Below are 16,797 nucleotides of genomic sequence, written 5' to 3' on the forward strand. Positions count from 1 at the left end.
ATACTGAATAATGACAAATGACAGCCAATGAAAAGTTCCTGACCCAACGGCAGCGTTACCAGCCGGTGACATTACCTCAAGACTTCTCCGATGAGGAAATGGCCAGGGACTGGACGCTATCGGAAGCCGACAAGAAGGAAGTCAACCGCTACCGCACCAACTCCCGCTTGTTCATCGCCACTCAACTTTGTGCCGTGCGACTGTATGGCCGTTTCCTGGTGGAGGTCAACGACCTGTCACCACGCATTGTGAGTTACCTGAACAGCCAGCTTGTATTACCCCCATCACTGACCATCAACACTCCGGATCGGGATGCCACGTTTTCCGAGCAACGCAAAAACATCCTGACTTATTTGGGCTTCACCAAATACGACGATACCGCGCAGGCCAGCCTGGGAAAGTGGCTCTCCAAGCAGGCCGAGCAAGGCTACTTGCCCGACGAATTGTTTCTGCGTGCAGAGCAATATCTCTTGAGCGCCAAGGTAATATTGCCAGGGCCAAGCGTCATGGAACGCTTGATTATCAGCGTGTGTTCCGATGTACATGAGCGCTTGTTTGAATCTCTCTACCAGCAGCTATCGGCGGAAATCCGACAGGCCATCGATGAGTTGTTGATTGCTGCGCCTGGCGATCAACGATCACTGTTCTACCTCCTGAAAGAATACCCGCCGTCGGCCACCATCACCTCGATTCAAAGTTACCTGGAGCGCTATCGATCCCTCGATGGTACCGGCATTGATGCCATTGAGTCCCGAATCGTGGATCCGGCCTTCATGGATTACCTCTACAAACTGGCTCGTCGCTACAACGCCAAGGACATCAAACGGTTCAAGGAAAACAAGCGCTACTCCCTGATGCTGTGTTTCCTGCTGGAGACGCGCAAGGTGTTGCTGGATCATCTGGTGAAGATGCACGACCAGTACATCCTGGACATGCTGCGCAAGAGCAAGCAGGTTCACGAAAGAAAGCACCGAGAATTTCGGAAACGCCAAAAGAAAGCCATTGATACGGTACTGGATGCGACCCACTTGATCCTGGACTGGCCGGATGACAGGCCGTTGAACAAGGTGGATCTTTGGCAACGCATCGATGAAAAGAAACTGCTGAACTCCGTGGATGATTTACATATCTTCAAGCGGTTGGAAGAGCGCGGCTATGGCGATCTGCTGCTGACTCGCTATCCCAGCTTGCGGAAGTATTTCCCGGAGTTCCTGCACCTGCCATTCCAGGCCAAGCCCGGTACCGAACCACTTCTGAAGTCCATTCAACTGATTCGCCAACTCGATGCGGGTAAACTGAAGAACCTTCCCGATGATGTGCCGACCTATTCTATTCCCAAGGAATTGCGGCGTTGCCTGAAAGGCAAGAATGGCAAGATTCAGCGCAACGCCTGGGAACTGGGTGTGGCCATGGCCATGAAGGACGCCTTGCGCTCCGGGGATCTGTTTGTGCCCAAGAGCAAACAGCACGTCTCTTTCTGGGATTTGATGCTGAACCCGAACCGCTGGGAAGACACTCGCGAAGCGGCCTACGCGGACCTCCAGCAACCGTTCAAAGACCAGGTGAAAGCACAATTGATTCTGCAATTTCACCAGGGCGTGGGCAAAGCGGACAAGCGCTTTGGCCTGGACACGTTTGCTGATATCAAGAACGGCAATCTCAAGCTGAAGCGCGACGACAAGGCTGAAATCCCGGAGACTGTGAAGAAACTCCAGAAAGTCATCGATGCGAGTATGCCCACCATTCGCATTGAAGAACTGTTGATGGAGGTGGACAGGGAAACGAATTTCACCCGGCATTTTATCCCGTTGCAGCAGCACCACTCCAGGCCGAAGAACTTCTACAAAACGCTGATCTCCGCCCTGATTTCCCAAGCCACCAACCTGGGTGTGGTGGCCATGAGTGCGAGCGTCGACGACGTAACCGTGGATATGCTGCGCCACGTCTTGCAGTTCTACGTGCGCGAGGAAACTATCACCGCTGCCAGCGCCGAGATTGTGAATCAGCATCACCAGCTACCGTTCAGCGAGATACACGGATCCGGCCAGGTGTCGTCCTCCGATGCGCAGCGCTTCCGGATCCGGGCCGACAGCCTGTTGGCGGCCTATTATCCCCGATACTACGGCTACTATGAGAAAGCGATCGGCATCTATACCCATGTGTCCGATCAGTACTCCGTGTACAGCACCAAAGCTATTTCCTGCAATCCGAGAGAAGCGCTTTACGTCCTTGATGGACTTTTGGAAAACAACACCGTCCTGAAGATCCGCGAACATACCACCGACACCCACGGCTACACCGAGATCATCTTCGCGTTGTGCTACTTGTTGGGGTATTACTTCATGCCCCGGATCCGCGATCTCAAGGACCAGCAGCTCTACCGGGTGGAGCGTAACGTCAATTACGGCGTATTCACACCCTTGCTAAACAAGACGGCGGATCTGGATATTGTTGAGGAGCAGTGGGATGAAATGATTCATGTCGCTGCATCACTAAAGGAGCGTACGGCACCGGCACACGTCATCGTAGAACGGCTGACCAACAGCTTTCCCTCGGACCGGTTGGCCAAAGCCTTCACCAACCTGGGCCGGATCATCAAGACCGAATACATCTTGCGCTACATCACCGACAAGGATTTGCGTCGAACGGTTCAGCTCCAGCTTAACAAAGGCGAGTACCGGCACAACCTGCCGCGCTGGATCTTCTTTGCCAACCAGGGGGAATTCACCACCGGTGATTATCTGGAGATCATGAATAAGGCGAGCGCGTTGAGTCTGGTATCCAATGCCATCCTGTACTGGAACACTTCCCGGATCAGCCACATCGTGGCCGAACTGAAAAGCCAGGGCGGGACCGTGGATGACGAAACGCTGGCTCACATCTCTCTGTTGCCATACAAACACGTGCTGCCCAACGGCACTTATTTCATCAAAAAAGAGGAAACGCAATCCCTATGAGACAAAGCGAATTTTGGCTCCACAATCCCCCCTGCCATTGCAAAACATTGACGTGGGAGGTTTAATGGACGTTGTTCAGGCCTTCTGGTTGGGCATCCTTCAGGGCATTACCGAGTTCTTACCCATCTCCAGCTCCGCTCATCTGATTCTGGCCCCGGTGCTGGTTGGCTGGACCGATCAAGGGGTGGCTTTTGACCTGGCGGTGCATGTGGGCACCTTACTGGCCGTTGTGTTGTATTTCCGCCGTGATGTCACAAGCCTGACCAAGGATGGAATTGCCTCACTATTACAGCGGAGTTTTACCGGACAGGGCTTGATGGCCTGCTACCTGGTTATCGGCACCGTTCCGGCTGCATTGGCCGGTTTACTGTTGCTGGATCTGATTGGCTCCCAACTGCGTTCTATCGGAATCATCTTCTTTACCACGCTGATTTTCGGTTTGTTGCTGGGCTGGGCGGATTGGCGTCCCAACCAGCGCCGGACTATCACCACACTGACCTGGCGGGATGCCCTGTTGGTCGGTATAGCTCAGGCGCTCTCACTCATTCCCGGCACTTCCCGTTCGGGTGTTACCATCACTGCCGGGTTAATGCTCGGCTTCAGCCGAGAGGCAGCGGCCCGCTTTTCCTTCCTGCTGGCCATGCCCATCACCGCGTTAGCGGCCTCTGCCAAGCTGTTGGAAGTGGCCACTGGTGATGTTGCGGTGGATTGGACCGGGTTCCTGGTGGGGGGATTGTCATCCTTCGTCATGGCGCTGACGGCCATCCACTTTTTTTTGAAATGGCTCAACCTCTTTGGGATGTGGCCCTATGTGGTCTACCGCTTGGGGCTGGCCGCCCTGATTTACTGGGTTTTAATGAGATAAGGAAACACGATGGTAATTGTTTCAGTGGCTATTCAGAGGCTTGATGCAATAGCTGGGCAAGCCTCCAGATTGATCAGCAAAAGTCTGAAGTGGCCTGTGGTGTTTGTCATCGCTTTGGTGCTAATAGGTTGCGATTCATCCAATCAGATGCATAAGCTGAGTGGTTCGGCTCAGGGTACTACTTGGCATGTCAGCGTCTGGCAATCTGGAGGCTTGGACGTTAACGCGCTCCAACAACGGATTGATGTTGAGTTCAATCGTCTGGATCGCTCATTGTCCAACTACCGGTCGGATTCTGACATTGAACGTTTTAACGCCACGGAGACCACCGCTCCGGTTGAGGTGGGTTCCGAGATCGTCGAACTGGTAGAAGCCGCCAAGCAGGTTAGTCAAGCAAGTCAGGGATGCTATGACCTGACGATCAAACCATTGTTTGATCTTTGGGGATTCTCAGGCCAAACCCTGATACCACCGGACCCAGTCACCCTGACGCAGCAGCTACAACACATCAGTTTTAGCAAGCTGGTAACCCCAACCCCCACCCAGTTGCGCAAAACCGACCCACAGCTTCACGTGGATCTTTCCTCCATCGCTCAAGGCTACAGCGTTGGCCGGATTGCAACCTTAGTCGAAGCTGCCGGGATACAGAACTATCTGGTGGAGATTGGTGGAGAGTTGCAAACCCGTGGGCACAAGCCGGACGGCTCCCCCTGGCGTATTGGCGTTGAGCGGCCTCTGCCCGGTGGTCGTTCGGTGCAAAAAACTCTCACCATCCGCCAGGATGCCCCGGTTTCCGTTATGACGTCGGGCACTTACCGCCATTATTTCGATGAACAGGGTAAGCGTTACAGCCATGTGCTGGATGCCCGCACGGGCAAGCCGGTCACCCACAATACGGTCTCGGTCATCAATGACAATCCAACCGTGGCGGACGCTTGGTCCACGGCGCTCCTGTGTCTGGGCAGGGAAGCTGGTATACCGATTGCCAATGAGAATGGCATCGCCGCCTTATTCATTACCACACACAATAACCAGTTCGAAGAGGCCGCGACTCATCGCTGGCACTCAATGAAAACCATAGAGGTTCACTGATGCTGAGATTGTTTAAGATTGAAAGTGGCCTGATCCGAGAGATTAAATACCCCTCTGAGGAGTTGGGCAGCCATCTGACCAATGCCGACTGGATTGATGCCCATGAGCCGGATGAAGACGAACGTGCACTATTGCAACACATGCTGCGCACCGAGTTGCCGGAATCGGACGAAGTCGAAGAGATCGAAGCCTCCGCCCGCTGCTTCGTGGACCAGGCCGGTATCCACGTCCACTCACTGTTTCTCGCCCAAAGCGAGGGCCGCCACACGACCGTGTCCGTTGCCTGTATCCTGCAAAAAAATTGCTTGATCACTATTCGTGAAGGAGATTTGGCCGATTTTCGCCTGTTACGTATGAGAGCGCACCGTGGACAGGTAGAAGTGCAGTCTCCACAAGACCTGTTGGTCACGCTGATGGAGCAGAAAGTGGAAAACCATGCCGATACCTTGGAAGACCTGCATCGCCAACTGGAAAAGGTCAGCTATATGGTGCTGGAGGATGAAGAGTCGGAGCTGGAAGACGCCATCGGCAAACTGGCCCGTCTGGAAGACAGCAACGGAAAAATCCGCCTCTGCCTGATGGATACCCAGCGGGATATTTCGTTTTTGTTGCGTCATCTGAAAACCCAACCGGAGCAGTCGGAGAGCCTGCGTGAGATCATGCGCGATATCGAGACACTCATGTCTCATACCACTTTCCTGTTCGACAAAATCAACTTTCTGATGGACTCGACTCAGGGCTTTATCAATATCGAACAAAACCAGATCATCAAGATTTTCTCAATTGCCGCCGTCGTTTTCCTGCCGCCTACGCTCGTTGCAAGCATCTATGGAATGAACTTTGACTATATGCCCGAGTTGAAGTGGCTACTCGGGTACCCTTGGGCAATCGGACTGATGATTATCTCCGGTATCGCACCGTATTGGTACTTTAAACGTAAGGGATGGCTCTGATGGCAGGAAGCAAGCCGTAGGGGAAATTCGTTCAGGAATATACGGTTTTGGGTGGTTCTGCGAGGGTGAAACCGTAAGTTTCTGTTCAAATGCCCCCGCTAGTCCAACCTTGAATAATCTTAAACAGCTGGAAGCGGGCGAATCCTGCACCAATCAGATTGCCTGATTTGCTACACTCATGCTGTTGCCGGATAGTTATAGTTAGCTGGTGCTGGCAACGTAACGGCAGTACGTTTGCGTTACCAGCATACTTTATCCTGTGAATAACGGACATGGACACTCTCAGGGAGTAATAAAGATGAAGAAAGTGATACCCGCATTACTGGCTATGATGGCCCTGGCAGGTTGCGCTCAGGAAGGCTCAGCCCCAGGAGCTGCACAACTGGCTGACCAGTCGTTTGTACTGAAAACATTCAATGGCAAACCATTGACAGATAACTCGCGCCCGGCAAGCCTGCACTTTAGCAATACGTTGCAAGTATCAGGCAATATGTGTAACCGCTTTACGGGACAGGGTAGCCTGTCGGGGAATACCCTGACGGTTGCAGGAATGGCAGGCACCAAAATGCTGTGCGTTGATGCGCAAATGAACCAACTGGATAACGTTATCGGCAAGATGTTAACCCAGGGTGCGGCAGTAACATTAACTGCAGATACGCTTACCCTGAAAGCCAATGACGATACTCTGGTTTACCAGCGTATGGCAGGTACCGGAAAATAATCAGTACGTTCCACAATTACCCGCGGCAAGTGCGTTCTCGTTACAGCGTTTGCCGTTGGGTAATGCACATGTGCCAATCATGGAGCCATCGAGTTGGCGTGCAGCAAGTACCATTCCACCTATCATCGCGCAATTTGCCTGGCCTTGTCCGGACATAACTGATTCAAGTGGGCTACGAGTGTGTGCCGCAGTTGCTTGCTGTACCGGTTCATTACTACTGCATGCTGTGAGAAAAAAAAGCGCCGCCCCTGCCGCCACAATAAAACCTGCCTTCATGCGTTTTCTCCTGTCCACCAGGTTGTGTCTGAATAGTCTTTTTTGACAAAACTTTTGCATCATAGGCCACACGTTTCACTACGTCGACCCTGAAACCCACGAGTTTTCAGGGTTTTTGCTATTTTTTTTGTTCCGGAGCACATTTTTTTGCATACATTCAGTGACAGTGTCACGAATTATTCTGTAACGAACAACCAAAACCCCAGGACACAGGGGGAAAAATTGCCTCGCTTCAGGTTTGCTAGACTCAAAACATAATGACAAAAAGCCTGCGCGATGCAGGCCTTATGAATGCAATGTTGAGGAATTTTTATGATAACCACTGATGGCAATGGCGCTGTTGCGTCCGTCGCGTATCGTTTAAATGAAGTTATCGCCATTTACCCCATAACCCCAAGTTCTGTGATGGCAGAACAGGCAGATGCCTGGTCTGAAAATGGGGTGAAAAATGTCTGGGGTGATGTCCCCAGAGTTGTCGAGATGCAATCTGAAGGTGGTGCAATAGCGACCGTTCATGGTGCGTTGCAGACCGGTTCCCTGGCCACCTCTTTCACCTCGTCTCAGGGGTTGTTGTTGATGATCCCGACACTGTATAAACTTGCCGGGCAACTCATGCCCTTTGTGTTGCATGTAGCGGCAAGAACCGTAGCAACGCACGCGTTATCCATTTTTGGTGACCATTCTGATGTCATGGCAGTCCGCCAGACTGGGTGTGCGCTGTTATGTTCGTCCAGCGTACAGGAAGCACAGGACTTTGCTCTGATTTCAACCATGGCGACACTTGAAAGCCGGGTGCCTTTTGTGCACTTCTTTGATGGTTTCCGTACTTCCCATGAGATCAATAAAATCTCACCACTGAGCGATGATACATTGCTCAAATTAATACCCGAATCAGCTATCCTGGCTCACCGTGAACGGGCACTGGACCCGGAGCACCCGGTTATTCGTGGCACATCAGCTAATCCGGATACCTGGTTTCAGGCCCGGGAAGCAACAAATCCGTGGTATGACAGGCTCAGTGGCGTGGTTGAGCAGGCCATGAAGGCATTTGGCGAGCAAACCGGGCGTCACTATCACCCCTTCGATTATTACGGGCATCCACAAGCTGAACGTGTGGTGATTATCATGGGTTCAGCCATCGGTTGTTGTGAGGAAGTTGTTGATTACCTGGCCGCCAACGGTGAGAAAGTCGGATTGCTCAAAGTCCGGCTATTCCGGCCTTTCAGTGCACACCATTTTCTATCTGCGCTACCCGACAGCGTTACTGATATTGCGGTAATGGATCGCACAAAAGAACCGGGAGCTGTTGCTGAACCGCTTTACCTTGATGTCATGACAACGCTGGCACAGGCCTGGCAACAGCGCCAACGGGCGACACTGCCCCGGGTTATCGGTGGCCGCTATGGGTTATCATCAAAAGAGTTTGACCCGCGTTGTGCGCTGGCTATTTTTAATGTGCTTAACCAGGCCGAGCCCCCCACCCGTTTTACTGTGGGGATATTTGATGATATTACCCATCTTTCGTTACCGTTACCTGCACAATCCCTGCCATCTTCCTCCCGCCTTGAAGCCCTGTTTTATGGCCTGGGCAGCGATGGTTCTGTTTCAGCAACTAAAAATAACATCAAAATTATTGGCAACAGCACGCCCTGGTATTCGCAAGGTTACTTCGTTTATGACTCCAAGAAAGCGGGAGGGCTGACAGTTTCGCACCTGCGTATTGCGGATACTCCGGTACGCTCCACCTGGCTGGTAGAAGAAGCCGACTTCATTGGCTGCCACCAGTGGCAATTTATTGATAAATATTCAATGGCGGATAAGCTGAAACCAGGCGGCATTTTCCTGGTGAATTCGCCTTACCCGGAAGATGAAGTATGGCAACGGCTCCCGCAGGAAGTGCAGGCGGTGTTGCGCCATAAACAAGCCCGGCTGTGGGTTATCAATGCAGCAAAAATCGCCCGCGAGTGCCAGTTAGGTGCGCGGATAAATACGGTAATGCAAATGGCCTTTTTCCATTTAACGCAGTTATTACCGGGTAGCCAGGCGCTGGATGCATTAAGGGGCGCCATTGCGAAGAGTTACCAGAGTAAAGGCCAGGAGCTGGTAGAGCGCAACTGGCAAGCTTTAGCGCTGACCGAGTCATCGCTTCATGAAGTGCCAACAGGTGATGTGAACAATAACAGCCACCATATGCCGCCGGTTGTTACGCACACCGCACCGGACTTTGTGAAAACCGTCACCAGCGCCATGATTGCCGGGCTTGGAGACAAACTCCCGGTTTCAGCCTTTCCGCCGGATGGAACCTGGCCCGTTGGCACTACGCGCTGGGAAAAACGCAATATTGCTGAAGCTATTCCCATCTGGAATCCGGGAATTTGTACCCAGTGTAATCACTGTGTTGCCGCCTGCCCACACTCTGCAATACGGGCAAAAGTTGTCGAACCAGAAGCCCTTGATGCAGCACCGGAAACATTGCAGTCACTCGATGTTAAATCACGGGATATGCGGGGCCAGAAGTACGTATTGCAGGTAGCGCCTGAAGACTGCACCGGTTGTGACCTGTGTGTTGAGGTTTGCCCGGCCAAAGACCGCGAGAACCCGGATATTAAAGCGATTAATATGCAGCCAAGGCTTGAGCATGTTGAGCAGGAAAAACAGCATTATGATTTCTTCCTTTCACTGCCAGACCGCGATCGCAGCACACTTGAGCGGATTGATATCCGCACATCACAACTGCTTACGCCATTGTTTGAGTATTCCGGAGCCTGCTCTGGCTGTGGTGAAACGCCTTATATCAAGTTGCTGACGCAGCTGTTTGGCGACCGTTTGTTAGTAGCCAATGCCACAGGTTGTTCTTCCATCTATGGTGGTAACCTGCCAACTACGCCGTGGACAACAGATGCCAATGGTCGTGGCCCGGCATGGGCAAACTCGCTGTTTGAAGATAACGCTGAATTTGGTCTGGGTTTTCGGTTATCCCAGACACAGCATCGCAAGCGGGCTGAACGCCTGTTGGCAACACTGGGTGACGCGCTACCTGATACATTACGCAGCGCGTTAAGTGAACCGGCAAGTATTGAGGAACGCCGCCAGCAAATCAGCCAGTTACGCGCGCTTCTCACTGATATTGCCTCGCCTGCAGCCGTCGAGTTATTGCATGTGGCGGATTACCTGGTAGAACGTTCTGTCTGGCTGGTTGGTGGCGATGGCTGGGCTTATGATATAGGTTATGGCGGGTTGGATCATGTGATGAGCCTGACCGAGAACGTCAATGTACTGGTGCTGGATACCCAGTGTTATTCGAATACGGGTGGGCAGGCGTCAAAGGCAACCCCATTGGGCGCAGTAACCAAGTTTGGCGAGAGTGGCAAACGCAAGGCTCGTAAAGATTTGGGCGTGAGCGTGATGATGTATGGGCATGTGTATGTTGCGCAGATTTCTCTGGGTGCTCAGTTAAACCAGACGGTCAAAGCCATTCAGGAAGCGGAAGCCTGGCCCGGGCCTTCGTTGATAATTGCTTATAGCCCGTGTGAAGAGCATGGCTACGACCTGGCCCTGAGCCACGACCAGATGCGCCAACTCACCACCAGTGGTTTTTGGCCGCTATACCGGTTCGACCCGCAACGGGCAGAACAAGGGAAAGCCCCTTTACAACTCGATTCAAGACCACCCTCTGATGCGCTACGGGAAGCATTACTCAATGAGCAACGCTTCAGGCGGCTGAACAATCAGCAGCCTGAGGTGGCTGAACAATTGTGGCAAGATGCAGCACATTGTCTGCAAAAACGCTACGATTTTCTGGCGATGCTGGCCGGTAAAAGCGTGTCGGGTCAGCCCACTGAATAAGCGTAAGCCCCCGGGTGCTACCCCGGGGTAACTCAGCATGCAATACACAAACCTGAGGTACCCACACGCCCTCTTCCGGTATGCTGCTTCAGCATAAGTCACATGTGCATAAGGTTTTTAATTTGCCTGGTATTTACTCTTTACAGTCATTACACCTACTTTCAGAAATCAGGCTAAGTGATGAAAACATGCTGGCTTTCGCCGTGGTAATCCGTACCATACGCAGCATACTTTTTACTGTGCCTTAACCTGTTCGGCCACCCTGTTGAAAACGGAAAGCATCAGCATATATCTGTGTAGCCTTTGCTGCGCATCAGTGAACTGCTTTTTCGTTACTGCCCGAGAGTTTTAGAATGCAAGATAATCAAGACGTTACCAAGAAAGAACAATACAATCTCAATAAACTGCAAAAGCGTCTGCGGCGCAATGTGGGTGAAGCTATCGCTGATTTTAATATGATAGAAGAAGGCGATCGCATTATGGTTTGCCTTTCAGGCGGGAAAGACAGTTACACCATGCTCGAAATACTGCGTAACCTGCAACAAAGCGCGCCAGTCAATTTTACTCTGATTGCCGTAAACCTCGACCAGAAACAACCGGGTTTCCCCGAGCATATTCTGCCTGAATACCTTGATACTATCGGCGTTGAGTACAAAATTGTTGAAGAAAATACTTACGCTATCGTCAAGGACAAAATTCCGGAAGGCAAAACAACCTGTTCACTTTGTTCACGTTTACGGCGTGGTATTTTGTATCGTACAGCGACAGAAATTGGCGCAACCAAGATTGCGCTTGGCCACCATCGTGATGACATTCTGCAAACCCTGTTTCTCAATATGTTTTATGGCGGTAAGCTTAAAGGCATGCCACCTAAACTGATGAGCGATGATGGCAAACATATTGTTATTCGCCCCCTTGCCTATTGCAGAGAAAAAGATATTGAGCGGTTCTCCACGGCAAAAGCGTTTCCAATTATTCCGTGTAACCTGTGTGGTTCACAGCCGAATTTGCAGCGCCAGGTCATTGCCGACATGCTGCGTGACTGGGATAAACGCTACCCAGGTCGTATTGAGACCATGTTTCGCGCCATGCAGGATGTAGTACCTTCTCACTTGTGTGACACCGAATTATTCGATTTCAAAGGGATTCATCACGGCAGTGAGGTCATTGATGGTGGCGATCTGGCTTTTGACCGCCAGGAGATCCCGTTAACTCCGGTTGGCTGGGAAGAAGACAGTGAATCGAAAAGCCAGCGCCTGGATATCCTGGAAGTAAAATAATTGATAAATATAAAACGGGCCGTCAGGCCCGTTTTATATCTCTGCACCCGATCCTTCTGTGTTAATTCTCCTGGTTTCAGCCTGTCTGCGGCTGCGCTGGTTACATTGTGTTATACCAACAGCTAATGCACTAAAGGGTGCGGGTCAGGATCCGGTACGGGCTCATGAGGTACAGGGTCAGGCCGCGGGTGTGGTTTGGTCACAGGAACAGGCTCTGCGGGAAAAGGGTCACATTTCATATCACCTCCTTTTGCTTCCTGCATAAGCTTAGAACGCCCCAGAAAACAGGCAAAAAAAAGCCGACAAAATTTGTCGGCGTCGTACGAATTAATCTTGCTATGCAGTAATTCAAAAAAGGAAGTAAGACAATATGGAGCGCAACGCCCATCGCTTGACGTTGCATTCACCTGCGAAATTGATATTGCCTTTTTCATCTGGAAAATTTATTGATGTGGCTCAATATAATTGTCTCTTTAGTTCGATAATTCTCGTTATTTACAGCCAGTTACTACGTTTTAACCACACAATAACAGCGACAACAAGAATTACCAACATAAGGCAGAAAAATGCAAAACCAAACCCCCAACTACCACCTGGGATACCACCGAGATTAACGCCAAATAAACCAGTCAGGAATGTGCTGGGAAGAAATACCATAGCCATAAGCGACATGGTATAAGAGCGGCGTGATAATGATTCCTGCATCATCTGTGATATTTCATCAGCCATTATGGCAGTGCGCGCGATGCAGGCATCAATTTCATCCAGCCCGCGTCCCAAACGGTCTGCTATATCCTGCATCCGTCTCCTTTCGTCGTCATCCATCCATGCCAGACGCTCACTGGCAAGACGCGCAAACACATCACGTTGCGGTGCCATATAGCGGCGCATGACTATCAGTTGCTTGCGTAATAATGCAAGTTGACCACGCTGAGGGACTTGCTGGTCCAGTAAATCATCTTCCAGATCGATAATCTGATCATGGAGTTGTTCAATAAACTCACTCGCATGATCAGTTAACGCATCACATACATCCACCAACCATCCGCCGACATCCTTCGCTCCGGTCCCGGATTTCAGGTCATTAATCACATCATCCAGCGCCAAAACCTGGCGCTGGCGTGATGTAATTATCATGTTTTCATTGATATACATGCGCATGGCAACCAGTTGGTCCGGTCGCTCATCTGTACTGCCATTTATGCAACGCAGTGTAATAAAGGTACCTTCTCCCATGCGGGTAACGCGCGGGCGCAGGCTTTCTCCCGCCAGCAAGTCTCTTGCGACATCGGGTAACAGTGGGGAGTTTGCCAGCCAGTCGGCACTTTGTGGATGGGTATAATTAAGATGCAACCAGCATGGATGTTGCTTATCAACACTATCTGATTGTTCCAGAGGAACAATGCCACCCATACCATCAAAACGCCAGGTATAAACGGCGTCAGAAACGAAAAAATCACGCCCGGTTAACCCACTCAAAACTACCCCCTGCTCACGCTCTGTGTTCCATCATAGTGTTACGTTGATGCAGCTATGACCCGGTTTTTACAGTCAATTTAGCAAAATTTCACATCTTATATAACATTCTACTAAAATCCTTTGTAGCATTGGTATGTAACACTTTACCCAAAAGGAACCAGATTTGTTCAGACGGAAAGTATGTAAGGCATTTGACTTACGTTACGAGCAGACACGCCAGCACGCAATAATTATGAGCGCTAACTGGTTTCTGTGGGTTAACCTTTTGTTCAGTATTGTCATTTTAGTTCGTTACTATTTTCACCCCAGAGAAAGTCTTTCTATTCCTGCCGGGCGGATGGATTTCTCGCATTTACCACTATTTGCAGTCATGGTGATAAGTGCTGCAGTGCTGTATATCCTTAAATACTCACCGGACAGACTCTCGCGTAATATTTGGACTATGCTGCGCGTGACAATGCTTATACTCAGCCTGAACTGGTGCCTGGTGCTATTTTTGCTGTTTTCCAGCGGCGGGCGCCCTGTTATTTTCGCGCTGGCTTCTATTTTATTGCTTACCGGGCTGATAGCGCTTTATGTTGATGCTCTGGCGTGGTTTTTGTTCAGTGTACCACTTCAGGCTGCCATTATTATTACCAGCCTGGTGTTTACCAGCTATATCACTGTAGTCAATGTGCTGGCATATATTTCACTCGCTTTATTGGTCGAGTCCGCGCGGCGCATGCTCAATACCTGGTTTGTTCTCGCCATACACCGGGAACAAGAAAATAACGATTTGATTCAGCGCCTGGAGATTCAGGCAAATTGTGATCCTCTTACTGGGTTGGCTAATCGCAGGGCTTTCCAGGTGATGTTAGATAAAACCGTCCAGCGCGCCTCGTTTCAACAGGGCGATAGCGTCTTTTCAATGCTTATGCTCGATGTCGATAAATTCAAAAACTACAATGACTTCTATGGCCACCAGGCAGGCGATTCATGCCTGATCCAGGTCGCTGAATCCATTGAAAGCGCGGTGCGGGCTAACCTGGATTTGGTTGGGCGATTTGGCGGTGAAGAGTTTATTGTATTATTACCTCAGGCATCAGCAACGGACGCTGCCGATATCGCAAAGCGTATACAAAGTGCACTCAGCATGCGAAGTATTGAACATATGGCTTCAGATGTTACCAATAAAGTTACACTGAGTATCGGCATCGCCGAATGGTCAGTGGGAATGAGCGCGAGCCAGCTCATTTCCCGGGCAGACAGCGCGCTTTATTACGCAAAAAATAGTGGCCGGAACCAATACCAAATATTCTACCCGGCCAATGACCAGCAGACAGAACCAACAGCAAAACAGGCATAGCACTGAAAATGTAGATTGCTTTATATGCGTTCTGCTGTTGGTTTGTGGTTATGTCAGGCGTAATGAAGTGGGGAAAACGATATACTGTGAGGTATTATAAATTACATCGCAATGGTACCCAATGACTGATAACTGGACACATAACCCCCGAGTCAACCTGCGACTCTCCCGCTCTGTTAGTGCTGCCATTCTCGGAGATATCAAAGCATTGCTACCCAATGAAGGGATTCAGATTTTTATTAATGAGCTTGATGATGAAAATTATGCCACGCTGGAATGCCAGCAAAATGACGCAATAGCGGCGTTACTGGTGCCCATTATAGTGGTATGGCGCCAACTGGGTTATATCGGACAAATTGTGTGGCAAAGCGGGCAAATCACGCGTGATGTTACCACTGCCACACAATTCCAACTACTTAGTTTAATGAAGACACCGCTGGCATTATTTATTATCCGCCAGGTGTGATACTGCTACGAGCCAGCCCGCAAGGATGACGCAAGGCTGCGCATATCATTGCCCGTTGGCGACTGATGCACACGTAAACCAAATTCACCAATCACAGCATAAATATGATCAAAAATATCCGCCTGGATAGCTTCATACTCAAGCCAGGCGACAGTATTGGTGAATGCGTAAATTTCAAGCGGTAAGCCATCCACTCCAGGAGATAACTGGCGAACCATGGTTGTCATGTTATGGTGAATACGCGGGTGCTGGTTCAGGTATGCGGTCAAATAGGCCCGGAATGTCCCTACATTTGTCAGTTGCCGCACATTGAGTACTGAGCCTGACTCGTGGTCATTTTCCCGGTTCCAGGCTGATAATTCGTTGCATTTCTGTGCTAAATAAGGCGTCAAAATACGCGACTGCTGCAAGTGCGCCAGTTCATCATCAGAGAGAAAATGGATGCTGGTGGTATCAATATTGATGCTACGTTTAATGCGCCGCCCGCCAGACTCAGACATTCCCTGCCAGTTCTTAAAAGCATCAGAAACCAGTGCATAAGTTGGGATAGTAGTAATCGTGTTATCCCAGTTTCTGACTTTAACCGTTGTCAGCCCAATATCGGTAACAGCACCATCAGCGCCATACTTGGGCATTTCCAGCCAGTCTCCCTGGTTTAACATGCGGTTAGCGGAAAGCTGAATCCCCGCCACCAGGCCAAGAATGGGGTCTTTGAACACCAACATGAGTACCGCAGCCATGGCACCCAAACCACTAATCAAAATCGCCGGTGATTTACCAATTAATACCGAGATAATCATGATGCCAATCACAATAGCACTGAGTAGTTTTATGCTCTGGACAATTCCTTTCAGCGGCAGATTCGCGGCGAATGGCAGTTGACGGGAGATAACAAACGAGACATCCATCAGGGAGAAAAAGGCCAGTAACCCATACAACATCACCCATAACTGCGCGGCAGTAAGCAGAAACAAACTGGCGTCACTACCTGCTTCCAGCCACAGTAAAGACTGAATGTGCACAATAATGCCCTGAAGCACAAAGGCCAGGCGGCGAAACAGGTGATGCTGGGTAATAACCTGAAGCCAGAGTGTATTACTACTTCGTGCGCGTTTTTCAAAAGCGCGTAACACAAGGCGATGTAACACGAGGTGAACGACGACAGCCGTAAAAAAAATGATCGCCAGGACACAAGCCAGCGCCATTGAGTTAGTTAAATTAATGCCGTAACGTCCGGCAAAATGCATGAGTTCCTGCATATAATCTCCTTTTTATTCAGGCACTATCTTGCCTTCACACAATCCATGGTGCAATGTTTGTAACGAACAGATCAACAGGCCTGAATGGCAGGGTCTGGTTAAAAGGTAATGAAAAGAGGAATATCAGAGACAGGCAAGAGAGATTTGCCCCTCCGGCGCTTATCTCCGGCACTCACAAATGTGGTGTTAGCTCTTTAGGGGCAATTCAATAATAAGATATCAGATAAATCCGATCAATGCGCCGGTGAGCAAAAATTG

At 50.4% G+C, this 16,797-nt stretch carries 12 protein-coding genes; 9 read left to right on the forward strand and 3 right to left on the reverse strand.

What is annotated here, in order from left to right:
• Nucleotides 1-17 precede the first annotated feature (17 nt).
• The 5 genes from MPHASIOC01_RS06685 to MPHASIOC01_RS06705 all read left to right on the forward strand — a co-directional run bounded on the left by MPHASIOC01_RS06685 (nt 18) and on the right by MPHASIOC01_RS06705 (nt 6,588).
• Complete coding sequence (locus MPHASIOC01_RS06685; RefSeq protein WP_353614241.1) at nt 18-2,957, forward strand: Tn3 family transposase; 2,940 nt, start codon at nt 18-20, stop codon at nt 2,955-2,957.
• A 64-nt stretch (nt 2,958-3,021) separates the two neighbouring features.
• Nucleotides 3,022-3,822, forward strand: a complete 801-nt coding sequence (locus tag MPHASIOC01_RS06690) for an undecaprenyl-diphosphate phosphatase (protein WP_353614242.1) — start codon at nt 3,022-3,024, stop codon at nt 3,820-3,822.
• Nucleotides 3,823-3,831: 9 nt separating this feature from the next.
• Nucleotides 3,832-4,914 (forward strand): FAD:protein FMN transferase, encoded by a 1,083-nt coding sequence (locus tag MPHASIOC01_RS06695; RefSeq protein ID WP_353614243.1) that lies wholly within the window; start codon nt 3,832-3,834, stop codon nt 4,912-4,914.
• A complete protein-coding gene (gene corA / locus MPHASIOC01_RS06700; RefSeq protein WP_353614244.1) occupies nt 4,914-5,867 on the forward strand; it encodes a magnesium/cobalt transporter CorA in 954 nt (317 codons plus the stop codon). Before MPHASIOC01_RS06695 ends, corA begins: the two co-directional genes overlap by 1 nt.
• A 298-nt stretch (nt 5,868-6,165) precedes the next feature.
• Nucleotides 6,166-6,588, forward strand: coding sequence for an META domain-containing protein (locus tag MPHASIOC01_RS06705; protein ID WP_064593829.1), 423 nt, complete (start codon nt 6,166-6,168; stop codon nt 6,586-6,588).
• Here the strand turns inward: MPHASIOC01_RS06705 and MPHASIOC01_RS06710 are convergent, their stop codons facing one another.
• The gene (locus MPHASIOC01_RS06710; protein ID WP_064593831.1) at nt 6,589-6,864 is read right to left on the reverse strand and encodes a DUF333 domain-containing protein; all 276 of its coding nucleotides are present in this window, start codon (nt 6,862-6,864) and stop codon (nt 6,589-6,591) included. It abuts the gene before it with no gap.
• A 312-nt stretch (nt 6,865-7,176) separates the two neighbouring features.
• Here MPHASIOC01_RS06710 and nifJ point away from each other — a divergent pair, with 312 nt between their 5' ends.
• Both nifJ and ttcA read left to right on the forward strand, forming a co-directional pair.
• On the forward strand, nt 7,177-10,710 hold the full coding sequence (gene nifJ / locus MPHASIOC01_RS06715) for a pyruvate:ferredoxin (flavodoxin) oxidoreductase (protein ID WP_064593833.1): 3,534 nt from the start codon (nt 7,177-7,179) through the stop codon (nt 10,708-10,710).
• Nucleotides 10,711-11,063: 353 nt separating this feature from the next.
• Nucleotides 11,064-11,990 carry a tRNA 2-thiocytidine(32) synthetase TtcA gene (ttcA, locus tag MPHASIOC01_RS06720; protein ID WP_064593836.1) on the forward strand — a complete coding sequence of 309 codons (927 nt, stop codon included), beginning with the start codon at nt 11,064-11,066 and terminating at the stop codon, nt 11,988-11,990.
• A gap of 495 nt (nt 11,991-12,485) precedes the next feature.
• Here the strand turns inward: ttcA and zntB are convergent, their stop codons facing one another.
• Nucleotides 12,486-13,469: a zinc transporter ZntB gene (gene zntB, locus MPHASIOC01_RS06725; protein WP_064593838.1), complete on the reverse strand. Its 984-nt coding sequence runs from the start codon at nt 13,467-13,469 to the stop codon at nt 12,486-12,488.
• A 163-nt stretch (nt 13,470-13,632) separates the two neighbouring features.
• Here zntB and MPHASIOC01_RS06730 point away from each other — a divergent pair, with 163 nt between their 5' ends.
• Both MPHASIOC01_RS06730 and MPHASIOC01_RS06735 read left to right on the forward strand, forming a co-directional pair.
• Complete coding sequence (locus MPHASIOC01_RS06730) at nt 13,633-14,814, forward strand: GGDEF domain-containing protein (protein ID WP_064593840.1); 1,182 nt, start codon at nt 13,633-13,635, stop codon at nt 14,812-14,814.
• A gap of 121 nt (nt 14,815-14,935) precedes the next feature.
• Nucleotides 14,936-15,280: a hypothetical protein gene (locus tag MPHASIOC01_RS06735; RefSeq protein ID WP_064593842.1), complete on the forward strand. Its 345-nt coding sequence runs from the start codon at nt 14,936-14,938 to the stop codon at nt 15,278-15,280.
• Between the two features lie 5 nt (nt 15,281-15,285).
• Here the strand turns inward: MPHASIOC01_RS06735 and MPHASIOC01_RS06740 are convergent, their stop codons facing one another.
• A complete protein-coding gene (locus MPHASIOC01_RS06740) occupies nt 15,286-16,539 on the reverse strand; it encodes a mechanosensitive ion channel family protein (RefSeq protein ID WP_064593844.1) in 1,254 nt (417 codons plus the stop codon).
• Nucleotides 16,540-16,797: the final 258 nt, after the last annotated feature.

The organism is Mangrovibacter phragmitis, assembly GCF_040429585.1.
Classification (GTDB): domain Bacteria; phylum Pseudomonadota; class Gammaproteobacteria; order Enterobacterales; family Enterobacteriaceae; genus Mangrovibacter; species Mangrovibacter phragmitis.

Bases quoted from the DNA above. Each gene is read 5' to 3' on its own strand.
- MPHASIOC01_RS06685 (WP_353614241.1), top strand. From the start codon at position 18: ATGACAGCCAATGAAAAGTTCCTGACCCAACGGCAGCGTTACCAGCCG.
- MPHASIOC01_RS06690 (WP_353614242.1), top strand. From the start codon at position 3,022: ATGGACGTTGTTCAGGCCTTCTGGTTGGGCATCCTTCAGGGCATTACC.
- MPHASIOC01_RS06740 (WP_064593844.1), bottom strand. From the start codon at position 16,539: ATGCAGGAACTCATGCATTTTGCCGGACGTTACGGCATTAATTTAACT.
- MPHASIOC01_RS06695 (WP_353614243.1), top strand. From the start codon at position 3,832: ATGGTAATTGTTTCAGTGGCTATTCAGAGGCTTGATGCAATAGCTGGG.
- MPHASIOC01_RS06735 (WP_064593842.1), top strand. From the start codon at position 14,936: ATGACTGATAACTGGACACATAACCCCCGAGTCAACCTGCGACTCTCC.
- ttcA (WP_064593836.1), top strand. From the start codon at position 11,064: ATGCAAGATAATCAAGACGTTACCAAGAAAGAACAATACAATCTCAAT.
- corA (WP_353614244.1), top strand. From the start codon at position 4,914: ATGCTGAGATTGTTTAAGATTGAAAGTGGCCTGATCCGAGAGATTAAA.
- nifJ (WP_064593833.1), top strand. From the start codon at position 7,177: ATGATAACCACTGATGGCAATGGCGCTGTTGCGTCCGTCGCGTATCGT.
- MPHASIOC01_RS06710 (WP_064593831.1), bottom strand. From the start codon at position 6,864: ATGAAGGCAGGTTTTATTGTGGCGGCAGGGGCGGCGCTTTTTTTTCTC.
- MPHASIOC01_RS06705 (WP_064593829.1), top strand. From the start codon at position 6,166: ATGAAGAAAGTGATACCCGCATTACTGGCTATGATGGCCCTGGCAGGT.